The following is a 14086-nucleotide window of genomic DNA, read 5'->3' on the forward strand; positions in this document are numbered from 1 at the left end:
ATCACCAGGCCGTCGATCTGGCCGTGGAAAGTCATGTTGCCACCTTGGCACACGCCGTTGACCACCGAGTTGCGGATGTAGCGGTTGTTGCGGATGGTGATGTTCTGGCCCCCACCGATGTAGCTGCCGTGGTCGAAGCCGCTGCCACTGAAGTTGTTCGCTTCAATCAGGTTGCCTTCCATCAGCAGGTCGCTGTAGTGCCCCAGGAGGCCCATGGCGCGGTTGTGGTGGATGTTGTTGTTGCGCAGTGTGATGCCACGCACGGTGTGTGCGTCGGTGTCGTTCGAGTTGACCCCGATGCGAAAGCCGGTGATCTCGCTGTTTTCGATCACCACGTCGCGCACCGTATGGACGAACCAGAAGCCCCACTCCGCCGTGCCGCGTCCGTCGAACTTGATGTTGCGGAAGGTGTAGCCGCCATCGTTGCTGGTGTTGTTCCAGCCACCGCCCAGGTTGAACATGTTGCCCGAGGATTGGCTGAACGTCGGTGCAGGGCCCGTGCCGTAGGCGTCGAACACCAGGGGCGCAGCAGCGGTTGTGCGTGTGTTCTCCAGGGTGGTCTGCGACCAATTCCATGCACCACCACGGGCGAACAGCAGACGTGAGCCCGCAGGCAGCGTGTTCACGTTGATGCCGGCCAGGTTCTGCTTCGGAGCCGCCTGGGTGCCCGCGCTTGCGTTGCTGCCGGGCAGGCAGCCCACCGCGGCGCCGCTCTGGCAGTCGGAGAAGTAATAGGTCACAGCCACGCCAGGGGCAGGGGCTGGCGGGGAAGGAGCCGGAGCCGGAGCCGGCGCTGGCGCTGGAGGGGTGGGGGCAGGAGCTGGGGCCGGTGGGGTCGGTGCCGGAGCCGGTGCCGGAGCAGGAGGCGTTGGCGCCTGGGGAGGCGAACCGACTGGCGGCGGCGGGTTGATCGGCGATCCCGAAATCTCTTCGTTGCCGGCGCCTCCGCAGCCACTTACCAAAGCGACAGCCGCCACGGAGAGCCAGAGCTTTGTCAGATTCAGGTGTTTGTTGCTTGCTGTCATGGTCTGTTCCGCTCGTCGCAGGCCTGTCGGTCAGCAAGATGCTGCAGGTTGTATGCCGGGCGGTTGTGACCGGTTTCGTGACCAGAATCGTCATGACACCAAGTGCCGTCGTCGCCCGAGGCAAATTAGCTGACATTTTCTGGGCAGACTGCGGCCGTCAAACGGCGCAATTGTCGCAATTGGTAAGCGACCTCAAGCGGGACGTTACCGTGTCGATGGTCGGGTAGCGTTGTCGGCGCACTCTTCGGTTGCGCGCTTTTTTCCCACCAGCAGCGCACGCCGCTGGTAACGGCGCAGGAAACGCCGAAACTCCAGATCGTGGTATCGCGGCATGCCTCGCAACGCGCTCCAGACCCAGCCCCAGAGCACACTCAGCTGGCCCAGGACATAGGGCTTCTGGTTCAGGCGCGACAGCACGCTGGCGGCCAGAAACCAGAACCCGGTGCCCATGTAGTACTGCCCGTAGCCCTGGCGGTAGCGCCCGGTGTAGATGCCTTTGTGGCTGGCGCCCATCACCCGCAGGTGGACGAAGCGCAGGTCGGGTTCGTCCCAGCTGGTGGCCGTCCAGCCTTTCATGCGGCACTTGTGGCCGTCGATGCCATCCCAGCCGACCTCGCGCACGAAACCGCCGATCTCCTTGAAACAGCTGACGCGATAGAACTTGGTCATGCCGAGTGAGTTTTCGTCGCCGTGCCGCTCGCTGATCTGCTCCCCTGCGCTTTCAAGGTAGGCTTTCCCGCTGCAGGTGCCGAGGCGGGGGTTGGCCAGCATGCGTTCGACCAGGGTCTCGAAGTAACGCGGGGGCAGGCGCAGGTCGAGGTCGAGCTTGCAGAGGTAGTCGAACTCGTCCGGGTTGATGGTCGCGTAGCCGGAGTAGAACGCGTCGATCACGCCAGGCCCGACCGCCCGATGACCGCGGTCGGCACGGGTCACGATCTCGATCCAGTCGTGACGTTTTGCATACTCGGCCAGGATGGCCGGCGTCTCGTCGGTCGACCCGTCGTCGACGATCACCCACTTGGTGGGCCGAAGCGACTGGCCGACAACGGTGTCGAGCGTCTGCCGCATGAAGTCGGCCTCGTTGCGACACGGTGAAATCAACACGTACTTGTCTTGCTTCTCGGGCATTGCGGCTTTCAAGTTCATCGTGGCACTGTGGTGTCGAGGGCACGCAGCGTGACGTTTTCAGTCTCGGTGGTGAAGCCTGACCGGGGAAACCCTCTGTCCGAGGGGGGGGTGCTGCAAGCGCTTGCTGGCAACATCCGGCATCACTCGCAGCGCAGGCGTCTCTCGTCGCGCACGGATTGTAGACACCGGGTTCCCGCCCAGCGTGCTCCAGCGAGAAACTCAGCGGAGATCGATTGATGAAGGTGACGATTATTGGAACCGGCTATGTGGGTCTCGTGACGGGCGCCTGCCTGGCCGAGATGGGCAACCACGTGGTCTGCCTGGATCTGGACGCGAAGAAGATCCAGGTGCTCAACGACGGTGGCATCCCGATCTACGAGCCGGGGCTGAAAGAGATTGTCCAGCGCAACGTCGCAGGTGGCCGCCTGCAGTTCACCACCGATGTCGAGCGCGCCGTCAACCACGGCACCATGCAGTTCATCGGCGTGGGCACACCGCCCGATGAAGACGGTTCGGCCGACCTGCAGTACGTGCTGGCCGCCGCTCGCAGCATCGGCCGCTACATGACCGACTACAAGGTCGTCATCGACAAGAGCACGGTGCCGGTAGGCACCGCCGACAAGGTCAAGGCCGTGATTGCCGAAGAGCTGGCCCAGCGCGGCAAGACCGTCGACTTCGCGGTGGTCTCCAATCCCGAGTTCCTGAAGGAAGGCGCGGCGGTCGAAGACTTCATGCGCCCCGACCGCATCGTGGTGGGCGCCGACGATGAACGCTCGGTGCTGCTGATGCGCGCGCTCTACGCGCCCTACATTCGCAGCCACGAGCGCCTCTTGGTGATGGATGTGCGCAGCGCCGAGTTCACCAAGTACGCCGCCAACTCCATGCTGGCCACGCGCATCAGCTTCATGAACGAACTCGCGCTGCTGGCCGAAAAGGTCGGCGCCGACATCGAACTCGTGCGCAAGGGCATCGGCAGCGACCCACGCATCGGCTACCAGTTCCTCTACGCCGGCACGGGCTACGGCGGCTCCTGCTTCCCGAAAGACGTGAACGCGCTGATGCGCACCGGCAAGGAATACGGCATCGACCTGATGGTGCTCAACGCCGTCGACCGCGCCAATGAAAGACAAAAGACGGTGCTGGTCGACAAGGTGGTGGCGCGCTTCGGTTCCGACCTGCGCGGCCGCCGCTTCGCCATGTGGGGCCTGGCCTTCAAGCCCAACACCGACGACATGCGCGACGCGCCCAGCCGCGAAGTGATCGCACAACTGGCTCGCATGGGCGCCACCATCGTGGCCTACGACCCGGCCGCGGCTGAAGAAGCCCACCGTGTGCTGAGCCATGTCGAGGCGCTGACCATCGTGGACAACGTGAAGAGCACGCTGGAAGGCGCAGATGCCTTGTTGATCCTCACCGAGTGGCGCGAATTCAAGAGCCCCGACTTCGAGCAGATCAAGAGCATGCTCAAGCAACCCATCGTGTTCGACGGGCGCAACCTGTACGAGCCTGCGCTGATGAAGGAACTGGGCTTCGAGTACCAGGGCATCGGCCGCGGCACGAATCAGTTCACCTGAAACACCGCCTGAGGCTGAGAAGCCGGCCCGCCCGCACGACATGACTGCACCGACGGCAAGAATTCCGACCCTGGACGGATGGCGCGCGCTGAGCATCCTGCTCGTGATCGGCGGGCATCTCGTCAACTACCGCTTTCTCGAAGGAGACAAGTCGGCTTTGGCCGGCTACCTCGCAGTACTGGGCGTCAAGGTGTTTTTCGTGATCAGCGGCTTCCTGATTGCTGGATTGGCGCTCAAGGAAGAAGCCGCCACCGGCACTCTCAGCATGACGGGCTTCTACCGGCGGCGCATCTTCCGCATCCTTCCAGCCTACTTCGTCTACCTCGGCACGGTGCTGGCGCTCTCGTTGTCGGGGTGGATCTCACAAGCCCCCGCCGGTGTGGGCTGGGCGAGCGTGTTCGTCTGCAACGCGCCCAGCCTCGATTGCGGATGGTTCGTCGGTCACACCTGGTCGCTCGCCTACGAAGAGCAGTTCTACCTGCTGTTTCCCCTGCTTTTCGTGCTGACGCCACGGGCCCGCAAAGCGCCACTGTTTGCCGCCATTCACGTTTTCCTGGCGGTGACCCCGCTGCTCACCCTGCTGGCCTTGCCCAACACGCCCCAGTGGTCGACCTACCGGACGATCGCGTCTCACTTCGGCTGCATCTCGGCTGGCGTGCTGTTTGCCCACTACCGCGACGGACTCGCCGCACCGGGAAAATACCGCAGCGTCTTGAGTGCGTGTGCCGCCTTGTGCGTGGTGGCCTGCGTCGTCGTGGCGAGTGGAGCAGTGGGTCACCTCTCGTACCAGATACGCATCTCCATCGAGGCATTGGTGCTGCCCTTGGCGATTGCGTGGCTCATCCTGCGCGCCACCGTCAATCGTGGCTACTTCGCGGCAGTGCTTGATTGGCCACCGTTGCGCTATGTGGGGAAAATCTCGTTCAGCCTCTATCTGTGGCAGCAGTTGTTCACCGCTTCGCCTTCGATCTCGCCGCCGTTCTCGGCGTTCTGGCTCATACCGGCCGCCGTGCTCTCCTACCACTTGATCGAGCAACCGATGGTGAAGCTCGGGCGGCGCAGCCGCAAACCACGCCTCAGCAGCCGCGAAGACGGCCCTTCTACCGCCGATGCGGCGCGCCAGTGACTAGGGCCTGTTCACACTAAATGAGCACCCGCGTGACTCATCAAAAGCCCGCCATCGAGGCGCAAAGCACAGCTGTAGCACTTGCTACAGCGAGCATTTGCAACGCTGAGGGCGGGCTTTTGATGAGATCACCCGAAGGGCCGGGCCATGGCGAGGCGCACGGCGGCGTTGCGGGTTCGTTGTGTGCCAAAGGCACACGGCCTCGCCCGCGCCTTGCCCTGCACCTCGCCATGACCCGGCGCGGGTGCTCATTTAGTGTGAACAGGCCCTAACACTTGATGCCCACGTGCAGCGCCACCACACCGGCGCTGAGGTTGTGCACATCCACATGGCCGAAGCCGGCCGCTTTCATCATGGCCTTGAGCTCTTGCTGGCCCGGGTGCATGCGGATCGACTCGGCCAGGTAGCGGTAGCTGTCAGCGTCGCCGGCCACCAGTTGGCCGATGCGCGGCAGTACCTTGAACGAGTACCAGTCATAGGCTTTCTCAAGCGGCGCGGCGACCTTCGAAAACTCCAGCACCAGCAGGCGGCCGCCAGGGCGCAACACTCGGCACATCTCGGCCAGAGCCTTGTCCTTGTGGGTCATGTTGCGCAGGCCGAAGGCCACGCTCACCAGATCGAAGCTGCCGGTGGCAAAAGGCAATGACTCGGCGTCGCAGATCGAGGTCGGCAAGGCCAGCCCCTCATCGAGCAAACGCTCGCGGCCCTGGCGCAGCATGGCTTCGTTGATGTCGGTGTGCACCACGGTGCCGCGCGGGCCGACCTTCTTGGCGAAGGCTCGCGCCAAGTCGCCGGTGCCCCCGGCAATGTCGAGCACCTTGTCACCTTCACGCAACGCGGCCACGGCCACGGTGTAGGCCTTCCAGGCGCGGTGCAGGCCCATGGACATGAGGTCGTTCATCACGTCGTAGCGCGATGCGACCGAGTCGAACACGCCGCGCACACGCGTGGCTTTTTCTGTTTCGTCGACGGTCTGGAAACCAAAATGGGTGGCGCTCATGGTCTGTGACCTTGTCTCAATGTTGGTGCCCGCAGGCAGATGCCGCAGGCGCGGGCATCGGCTGGTCGCGGCTCGCGCCCGCCAGCTGCAGCCGGGTCTCGTATTGCTTCCACAACTCGGCCTCTTGCGAGCCCAGGAAGTAGAGGTAGTCCCAGGAAAAGATGCCGGTGTTGTGGCCGTCGGAGAACGTGGGCTGCACGGCGTAGTTGCCCACCGGCTCCAGCGTGACCACCTCGACCAGGCGCTTGCCGGTTTGCAGCACCTCTTGCCCGGGGCCGTGGCCTTTGACTTCGGCCGAGGGCGAATACACGCGCATCAGCTCGAAGGGGATGCGGAACTCGCGCCCATCCGAAAAGCCCACCTCCAACACCCGCGATTGCTGGTGCACGGTGATCGTCGTCGGCGTGGGGGTTGAGGGGTTCAGTCCGGTCATGGTGTCGCGCCAGGTGCTTGGGTCAGTGTAGCCAAGCCCAGCGCCGTGGCGATGGCGGAATCGAGTTCGTGCAAATTGCAAGCCAGGCGGCTCGTGGGCATGGGCTGTACCTCACGCTGGCGCGCCCCCCAGACCGGCTTCGGGAAATGGCTGTCCCAGTCGAAGCGCGCGATCACGTGCCAGTGCAGGTGCGGCACCATGTTGCCGAACGCGGCGAGGTTGATCTTGGTCGGCCGCAGGCGTTCGATGAGCACCCGCTCGACCGTGCCCACGAGCTGCATGCAGCGCTGGCGCTGCGGCTCGGGCAGGTCGGTGAACTCGGCCACGTGGTGGTGGTGGATCACGCGGTAGAAGGCAGGGAACTCGGCATCGACGACGCGGACCACGCGCCACGCGTCGCGTGCCCACACGAGTGGGCCGCCGGGCTGCTGGCACAGCTCGCAGGCCGGCACGGCATCAGGGGGCGGTTTGAAGGTGTCCGTCATGCGCGTGATTATGGCGATCACCCTCGATAAGATGCACGCCACCCCACCCGCCTGTGAGCCGCTCACCATGACTGCACCCACCTTGTTGTCTCGCCGCTTGTTCGGCCTGGCCCTTGCCTCCACCCTGGTCACGCCCGCCGTGGCACAAACTCCCGCCTGGCCCAACAAACCGGTGCGCTGGGTGGTGGCCTACCCGGCCGGCGGTGGCTCCGACTTTCTCGCCCGCCAGCTCGCGCCGCAGCTCGGCAAGCAGCTTGGACAAACGCTGGTGATCGACAACCGCCCCGGCGCCGGCGGCATCATCGGCACCGACCACGCGGCCAAATCGACGCCCGATGGCTACACCATCGTCACCGGCGACAACGGCGCGATGGTGTTCCACAGCGCCATGTACAAGAAGCTGCCGTATGACCCGAAGGATCTGGTGCCGGTGGGCTTCATGGCGCGCTTCCCGCTGATCCTGGCGGTGCACCCGGGCTCGGGCCTGACCAGCGCCAGGCAGCTGCTCGACGAGGTGAAGAAAAACCCCGCCAAGTACAGCTACGCCTCACCCGGCGTGGGCAGCCCGCACCACCTGGCGATGGAGCTGCTGAAAGACCGCACCAAGAGCTTCATCGTGCACGTGCCCTACCGTGGCACGGCGATGGCGGTGCAAGACGTGATTTCCGGCCAGGTGCCGATGATGGTGCTCGACACCGCGGCCGGCCTGCCGCAAATTCGCGGCGGCAAGGTCAAGGCGCTGGCAGTGATGTCGAAGAAGCGCATCCCGTCATTGCCCGATGTGCCCACGCTCGACGAGATCGGCATCACGGACTTCGAGGTCACGGCCTGGCAAGGTCTGTTCGTGCCCAAGGGCACACCGGCCGACATCGTGGCGCGTTTGAGCAGCGAGCTGAGCAAGGCCATCAGCGTGCCCGAGGTGAAGGCACGGCTGGAAGACTTCGGGCTGGAAGTGACGCCGTCGGACGGCCCCGCGCTCACGAACTTCCTGCAGAAGGAAACGACCTTCTGGCACGCGCTCATCAAGGAGCGTGGTTTGTCGGCGGAGTAAAAAGCTCCGTTCGGGCTGAGCCCGTCGAAGCCAGCGTGCCGCGCTGCCCTTCGACAGGCTCAGGGCGAACGATACTGGCTCAGACCAACACTCGCTCGATGCCGCCCTCGTTGGCCTTCTCCACATACTCAGGCATCCAGTCGGCCCCGAGGATCTGGTTGGCCATCTCGACCACGATGTAGTCGGCTTCGAGCAGGCCGTTGTTGAGGTCGTTGCCGTAGCGCGTGAGGCCTTGCAGGCAGCTCGGGCACGAGGTGAGGATCTTCACGTTGGCCTTGGCATCGGCAGCACCCGCGCCGCCCTCGGCGCCCTTCATGAGATCCCTCAGCTTGGCCTCGTCTTTCAACAGCTCTTCTTCCTTGCGGAAGCGCACCTGCGTGGCGATGTCGGGCCGCGTCACGCCGAGCGTGCCGCTCTCGCCGCAGCAACGTTCGCTCTTGAGCACGTTGTCGCCCAGCAGCGCCTTCACCGTCTTCATCGGCTCTTGCAGCTTCATCGGCGAGTGGCAAGGGTCGTGGTACAGATACCCGCCCGCGCCGGCCAAGGTGATGTTCTTCTCGAGCAGGTACTCGTGGATGTCGATGATGCGGCAGCCCGGGAAGATCTTGTCGAACTGGTAACCCTGCAACTGGTCGTAGCAGGTGCCGCAACTCACCACCACGGTCTTGATGTCGAGGTAGTTCAGCGTGTTGGCCACGCGGTGGAACAGCACCCGGTTGTCGGTGATGATCTTCTCGGCCTTGTCGAACTGGCCACTGCCCTTTTGCGGATAACCGCAGCACAGATAGCCCGGTGGCAGCACGGTCTGCACACCCGCATGCCAGAGCATCGCCTGCGTGGCCAGGCCCACCTGCGAGAACAGGCGCTCCGAACCACACCCCGGGAAATAGAACACCGCTTCGGTGTCGGCCGTGGTCGTCTTCGGGTCGCGAATGATCGGGACGTAGTTCTTGTCTTCGATGTCCAGCAGCGCGCGCGCCGTTTTCTTCGGCAGGCCACCCGGCAGCTTCTTGTTGATGAAGTGGATCACCTGCTCTTTGATCGGCGCCGTGCCCACCGATGACTTGGGTGCCGCGGTCTGCTTCTTCGCCAAGCCGCGCAGCAGGTTGTTGGCGGTGCGCTGCACCTTGAAACCCACGTCGACCATCAACGTGCGCAGGAACTTGATGGTCTCGGGGTTGGTGGTGTTGAGCATCAACATCGCCAGCTTGTTGCCCGGCCGAAAGCTCTTCTTGCCCATCTTGCGCAACAGGTTGCGCATGTTCATCGACACATCGCCGAAGTCGATGTCCACCGGGCAGGGGCTCAAACACTTGTGGCACACCGTGCAGTGGTCGGCCACGTCTTCGAACTCTTCCCAGTGCTTGATCGAAACACCACGGCGTGTCTGCTCCTCATACAAGAAGGCCTCGACCAGCAGCGATGTCGCGAGGATCTTGTTGCGCGGGCTGTACAACAGGTTGGCGCGCGGCACGTGGGTGGCGCAAACCGGCTTGCACTTGCCGCAGCGCAGGCAGTCTTTCATCGAGTTGGCGATGTCGCCAATGTCGCTCTGCTGCATGATCAGCGACTCATGCCCCATCAGACCGAAGCTCGGCGGGTAGGCGTTGGTCAGGTCGGCCTTGAGCGCGTCGTTGCGCAGCAGCTTGCCCTTGTTGAAGCGGCCCTCGGGGTCAACCTTCAACTTGTAGGCGGTGAAGGCGGCAATCTCGTCTTCGGTCAGGAACTCGAGCTTGGTGATGCCGATGCCATGCTCGCCCGAGATCACGCCGTCGAGGCTGCGCGCCAGCTTCATGATGCGGGCCACGGCTTCGTGCGCCGTTTGCAGCATCTCGTAGTTGTCGCTGTTCACCGGGATGTTGGTGTGCACATTGCCGTCACCGGCATGCATGTGCAGCGCCACCCACACACGCCCGCGCAACACCTCTTTGTGGATGCGGATGCACTCGTCGACGATGGGCTTCAGGGCCGAGCCGGCAAAGATGTCTTGCAGCTTAGCGCGGACCTGCGTCTTCCACGAGGCGCGCAGCGTGTGGTCTTGCAGGGCCACGAAGTAGCTGCGGCCGGTTTGCGGGTCGAGCGCGTCGAGGTCGTTGAGCCACAGCTGCCACAGCGAGCGCACCTCTTTCAGCAAGGCCAAAGCTTGCTGTACGCGGTCTTCCAGCAACTCGGCTGAAGCGATTTCACCGGCATCGTCGCTCTTGCCCAAAGGCAAGTTGCCGGTTTCGAAGAACGACTCCAGTGCATCGACCAGCGCCAGCTTGTTGCGCAAGCTCAGCTCGATGTTGATGCGCTCGATGCCGTTGGTGTACTCGCCCATGCGCGGCAGCGGGATCACCACGTCTTCGTTCACCTTGAACGCATTCGTGTGCTTGCTGATGGCGGCCGTGCGCTTACGGTCGAGCCAGAATTTCTTGCGCGCATCGGCGCTCACCGCCACGAAGCCTTCACCGGCTCGGCTGTTGGCAATGCGCACCTCTGCGCTGGTGGCCCGCCCCACCACGTCGGGGTCGTCACCGGCGATGTCGCCCACCAGCACCATCTTCGGTAACCCGCCACGTTTGCTCTTGGTCGCGTAACCCACGGCCTTGAGGTAACGGTCGTCCAGGTGCTCCAGGCCGGCGAGGATGGCGCCACCCGCCTTGGCCTCGGCAAACATGAAGTCCTTGATCTCGACGATCGACGGCACCGCATCGTGCGCATTGCCGAAAAATTCGAGGCACACCGTGCGCGTGTGCGCCGGCATCTTGTGCACCACCCAGCGAGCGCTGGTGATGAGGCCGTCGCAGCCTTCTTTCTGAATGCCGGGCAGGCCGGCGAGGAACTTGTCGGTCACGTCCTTGCCCAGGCCTTCCTTGCGGAAGGTGCGGCCGGGGATGGCGAGTTGTTCGGTGCGCTCGAGCACCTTGCCCGAGGCGTCGAAGTACTTCAGCTCGAAGGTGGCCATCGCCACGTCATGGATCTTGCCCATGTTGTGGTCGAGGCGCGTCACCTCCAGCCACTTGGCTTCGGGCGTGACCATGCGCCACGAGGCGAGGTTGTCGAGCGCGGTGCCCCACAACACGGCCTTCTTGCCGCCGGCGTTCATGGCGATGTTGCCGCCGATGCACGAGGCTTCGGCCGAAGTGGGATCGACGGCAAACACGAAGCCCGCGCGCTCGGCGGCATCAGCCACACGCTGCGTGACCACACCGGCTTCGGTCCAGATGGTGGCCACGTCGCGGTCCATGCCCGGCAGGCGCAGATGCTCCACCTCGGTCATCGCCTCGAGCTTCTCGGTGTTGATGACCGCGCTGTTCCAGGTCAGCGGAATCGCGCCGCCGGTGTAGCCGGTGCCACCTCCGCGAGGGATGATGGTCAGACCGAGCTCGATGCAGTGCTTGACCAGCGCGGCCATCTCGGCCTCGGTGTCGGGCGTCAACACGACAAAGGGGTACTCGACACGCCAGTCGGTGGCGTCGGTCACGTGCGAGACACGCGACAGGCCGTCGAACTTGATGTTGTCTTTCGCGGTGTGGCGGCCCAGCACGCGCGTGGTCTTGCGGCGCAAGTCGGCCACCCGCTCAAACTGCTCGGCAAACGACTTCACGGCCGCACTCGCCGCCTGCAGCAGCTCACCCACAAACCCGTCACGCGACGCATCGCTCGCCGGATTGCGACGCGCCTGCACTTCGCCGAGGCGGTGGTGCAAGGCCTCGATCAGCAGCTTGCGGCGGCGCGGGTTGTCGAGCAGGTCGTCTTGCAGGTAGGGGTTGCGCTGCACCACCCAGATGTCGCCCAGCACCTCGTACAACATGCGTGCCGAGCGGCCGGTCTGGCGCTCTTCGCGCAGGCGGTTCAGCAACTCCCAGGCATGAGAGCCCAGCAGGCGGATCACGATCTCGCGGTCGGAGAACGAGGTGTAGTTGTAGGGAATTTCGCGCAGCCGGGGCGCGTTGTGCGCAGCGTCGGCTGCGGCGGTGATCTGGTTCAGCGGAATCGGTGCGTTCATGGGCTCCAGGCGTCTGGTGCGCCTGCTATGCACTTGGAAACGAATGGTACCGCAGCCCTCCGGGGCAGCGCCCGGGTAAGGCCATGCGCAGCGACACTCGTGCGCTCATAAAACCCAGCGGGGTTATCCCCGTTGTTGTGACCGCGCATAAGCGACATAAACACGCCTGTCACAAGCCTGACGCAAACTGACCTGTTGGCCACAAGCCTCAGGTTCACAACAACGGAGTCGTCATGAACAACAAACCCCTCGCGCTCGTCTCATCTCTTCTGGCCCTGGCCCTGTCAGGCCCCGCCCAGGCCCAGGTTGAAATCCAGTGGTGGCACTCGATGACCGGCGGTCTCAATGACTGGGTGCTCGACCTGGCCAACGGCTTCAACGCCAGCCAGAAGGACTACAAAATCGTGCCCACCTACAAGGGCACCTACGACGAGACCATGCCCGCTGCGATCGCGGCCTTCCGCGCCGGCACCGCGCCGCACATCCTGCAGGTGTATGAGGTGGGCACCGCCACGATGATGTCAGCCAAGGGCGCGATCGTGCCCGTGGGCAAGGTGCTCGCCGACGCCGGCCACAAGTTCGACCCCAAGGCCTACATCCCCGCCGTGGTGGGCTACTACACCGCGCCCAACGGGCAGATGCTGAGCTTTCCGCTGAACAGCTCCACCACCGTCTTCAACTACAACAAAGACGCCTTCCGCAAGGCCGGCCTCGACCCGGCCAAGCCGCCCACCACCTGGCCCGAAGTGGCGCTCGCCGCCGCCAAGCTCAAGGCCTCGGGCGTGAGCTGCCCCTTCACCACCAGCTGGCAGGGCTGGACGCAGCTGGAGAGCTTCTCGACCTGGCACAACACACTCTTTGCCACGCAGAACAACGGCTTCGGCGGCACCAGCGCGCGCCTGGTCTTCAACAGCCCGCTGCACGTGCGCCACATCGAGAACCTGGCCAACATGGCCAAGCAGGGCTTGTTCGTCTACCGCGGTCGCGGCAACGCCGCCGACGCGAGCTTCTACTCGGGTGAGTGCGCCATGGCCACGGCCTCGTCGTCCACCTACGCCAGCATCAAGAAAAACGCCAAGTTCGACTTCGGCATCGCCACCCTGCCCTACTACCCCGACGTGCCGGGCACGCCGCAAAACACCGTGATCGGCGGCGCTTCGTTGTGGGTGATGGCTGGCAAGAAGCCGGCCGAGTACAAGGGTGTGGCGGCCTTCTTCAACTACCTGACCGACGCCGAAATCCAGGCCAAGAGCCACCAGCGCACTGGCTACCTGCCGATCACGCTGGCCTCATTCGCCGTCACCGAAAAGTCGGGCTTCTACAAGCAGAACCCCGGCACCGACACCGCCGTGAACCAGATGATCCGCAAGACCACCGACAGGTCGCGCGGCGTTCGCCTGGGCAACATGTTGCAGATCCGCTCCGTCATGGACGAAGAGCTCGAGCAGGTGTGGGCTGGCAAGAAGGCCCCGAAGGACGCGCTCGACAGCGCTGTGAACCGGGGCAACGAGTTGCTGGAGCGCTTCGAGAAGGCCAACAAGTAAGTCACAGGACCGCCTGCTTCTGTGGCTTCAGAAAAACGCGTCGTCTTCCGATCGGGCTGGCTGCCTTGGGTGCTGATTGCGCCCCAGGTGGTCGTGATCGCCGTGTTTTTCTTCTGGCCGGCGGGCCAGGCCTTGTTGCAGTCGTTCCAGCAGTCTGATGCGTTCGGCATGTCGACCAGCTGGGTCGGCCTGGAAAACTTTGCCAACCTGGTGAAGGACGCGACCTACCTTGCCTCGTTCAAGACCACCGCCGTGTTCTCGGTGCTGGTGGCCGGCCTGGGCCTGTCCATCTCGCTGCTGCTGGCGGTGTTTGCCGACCGGGTCGTCAAAGGCGCGCTGGTCTACCGCACGCTGCGGATCTCGCCGTACGCGGTGGCGCCGGCGGTAGCCGGGGTGTTGTGGTTGTTCATGTTCGCCCCGTCGATCGGCATCGTGTCGTATGTGCTGCGCAGTTTTGGTGTCGATTGGAACCACCTGCTCAACAGCGAACACGCGATGACGCTGATTGTGTTGGCCGCCGTGTGGAAGCAGATCTCGTACAACTTTCTCTTCTTTCTCGCCGGGCTGCAAAGCATTCCACGTTCGCTGATCGAAGCGGCCAGGAAGAACAGGAAGTTGTATGAGATCTGCTTCCACACCGCGGCCAGCACGATCAGCGTCATCGCGTGTTCGCTGTTGAGCAGGTGGTTCCAATCGACACCAAAACTGCGCAGCACATACGACACGATG

11 protein-coding genes are annotated in these 14086 nt (G+C 63.9%); 5 read left to right on the plus strand and 6 right to left on the minus strand.

Annotated elements, in window-relative coordinates; translation table 11 throughout:
- Together RMO40_RS07865 and RMO40_RS07870 are read right to left on the minus strand one after the other, a co-directional pair.
- On the minus strand, window positions 1–746 hold a 746-nt coding region (locus RMO40_RS07865; protein ID WP_309718707.1), incomplete at its 3' end, for a right-handed parallel beta-helix repeat-containing protein.
- 483 nt (window positions 747–1229) lie between these two features.
- A complete protein-coding gene (locus RMO40_RS07870; RefSeq protein WP_309718710.1) occupies window positions 1230–2171 on the minus strand; it encodes a glycosyltransferase family A protein in 942 nt (313 codons plus the stop codon).
- 218 nt (window positions 2172–2389) lie between these two features.
- Between RMO40_RS07870 and RMO40_RS07875 the strand changes: the two genes are divergently transcribed.
- Both RMO40_RS07875 and RMO40_RS07880 read left to right on the plus strand, forming a co-directional pair.
- Complete coding sequence (locus RMO40_RS07875) at window positions 2390–3727, plus strand: nucleotide sugar dehydrogenase (RefSeq protein ID WP_309718713.1); 1338 nt, start codon at window positions 2390–2392, stop codon at window positions 3725–3727.
- Between the two features lie 40 nt (window positions 3728–3767).
- Complete coding sequence (locus tag RMO40_RS07880) at window positions 3768–4853, plus strand: acyltransferase family protein (protein ID WP_309718716.1); 1086 nt, start codon at window positions 3768–3770, stop codon at window positions 4851–4853.
- 268 nt (window positions 4854–5121) lie between these two features.
- On the opposite strand, the gene ubiE is transcribed toward RMO40_RS07880, so the two are convergent.
- The 3 genes from ubiE to RMO40_RS07895 are packed head-to-tail and all read right to left on the minus strand — an operon-like array spanning window position 5122 to window position 6771.
- Window positions 5122–5853 carry a bifunctional demethylmenaquinone methyltransferase/2-methoxy-6-polyprenyl-1,4-benzoquinol methylase UbiE gene (ubiE, locus tag RMO40_RS07885; protein WP_309718718.1) on the minus strand — a complete coding sequence of 244 codons (732 nt, stop codon included), beginning with the start codon at window positions 5851–5853 and terminating at the stop codon, window positions 5122–5124.
- 16 nt (window positions 5854–5869) lie between these two features.
- Window positions 5870–6286 (minus strand): gamma-butyrobetaine hydroxylase-like domain-containing protein, encoded by a 417-nt coding sequence (locus tag RMO40_RS07890; RefSeq protein WP_309718720.1) that lies wholly within the window; start codon window positions 6284–6286, stop codon window positions 5870–5872.
- Window positions 6283–6771: an HIT domain-containing protein gene (locus RMO40_RS07895; protein ID WP_309718723.1), complete on the minus strand. Its 489-nt coding sequence runs from the start codon at window positions 6769–6771 to the stop codon at window positions 6283–6285. The genes RMO40_RS07890 and RMO40_RS07895 overlap by 4 nt, the downstream gene beginning before the upstream one ends.
- Window positions 6772–6838: 67 nt before the next feature.
- Here RMO40_RS07895 and RMO40_RS07900 point away from each other — a divergent pair, with 67 nt between their 5' ends.
- Complete coding sequence (locus tag RMO40_RS07900) at window positions 6839–7822, plus strand: tripartite tricarboxylate transporter substrate binding protein (protein WP_309718725.1); 984 nt, start codon at window positions 6839–6841, stop codon at window positions 7820–7822.
- A 79-nt stretch (window positions 7823–7901) separates the two neighbouring features.
- Here RMO40_RS07900 and RMO40_RS07905 read toward each other — a convergent pair whose 3' ends face one another.
- Entirely contained in the window at window positions 7902–11813 is a 3912-nt protein-coding gene (locus RMO40_RS07905; RefSeq protein ID WP_309718728.1) for a DUF3683 domain-containing protein, read from the minus strand.
- A gap of 233 nt (window positions 11814–12046) precedes the next feature.
- Between RMO40_RS07905 and ugpB the strand changes: the two genes are divergently transcribed.
- Both ugpB and RMO40_RS07915 read left to right on the plus strand, forming a co-directional pair.
- Window positions 12047–13357, plus strand: coding sequence for a sn-glycerol-3-phosphate ABC transporter substrate-binding protein UgpB (gene ugpB, locus RMO40_RS07910; protein ID WP_309718731.1), 1311 nt, complete (start codon window positions 12047–12049; stop codon window positions 13355–13357).
- Between the two features lie 21 nt (window positions 13358–13378).
- Window positions 13379–14086, plus strand: a 708-nt coding sequence (locus tag RMO40_RS07915; RefSeq protein WP_309718734.1) for a hypothetical protein, incomplete at its 3' end; no start/stop codon positions are given.

Origin of the sequence: Rhizobacter sp., from assembly GCF_031412075.1 — a bacterium.
Taxonomy (GTDB): Bacteria; Pseudomonadota; Gammaproteobacteria; order Burkholderiales; family Burkholderiaceae_C; genus Rhizobacter.

Excerpts from the sequence above, each read along its gene's own strand:
- RMO40_RS07870 (WP_309718710.1), bottom strand. The coding sequence starts at position 2,171 with ATGAACTTGAAAGCCGCAATGCCCGAGAAGCAAGACAAGTACGTGTTG.
- RMO40_RS07875 (WP_309718713.1), top strand. The coding sequence starts at position 2,390 with ATGAAGGTGACGATTATTGGAACCGGCTATGTGGGTCTCGTGACGGGC.
- RMO40_RS07880 (WP_309718716.1), top strand. The coding sequence starts at position 3,768 with ATGACTGCACCGACGGCAAGAATTCCGACCCTGGACGGATGGCGCGCG.
- ubiE (WP_309718718.1), bottom strand. The coding sequence starts at position 5,853 with ATGAGCGCCACCCATTTTGGTTTCCAGACCGTCGACGAAACAGAAAAA.
- RMO40_RS07890 (WP_309718720.1), bottom strand. The coding sequence starts at position 6,286 with ATGACCGGACTGAACCCCTCAACCCCCACGCCGACGACGATCACCGTG.
- RMO40_RS07895 (WP_309718723.1), bottom strand. The coding sequence starts at position 6,771 with ATGACGGACACCTTCAAACCGCCCCCTGATGCCGTGCCGGCCTGCGAG.
- RMO40_RS07900 (WP_309718725.1), top strand. The coding sequence starts at position 6,839 with ATGACTGCACCCACCTTGTTGTCTCGCCGCTTGTTCGGCCTGGCCCTT.
- RMO40_RS07905 (WP_309718728.1), bottom strand. The coding sequence starts at position 11,813 with ATGAACGCACCGATTCCGCTGAACCAGATCACCGCCGCAGCCGACGCT.
- ugpB (WP_309718731.1), top strand. The coding sequence starts at position 12,047 with ATGAACAACAAACCCCTCGCGCTCGTCTCATCTCTTCTGGCCCTGGCC.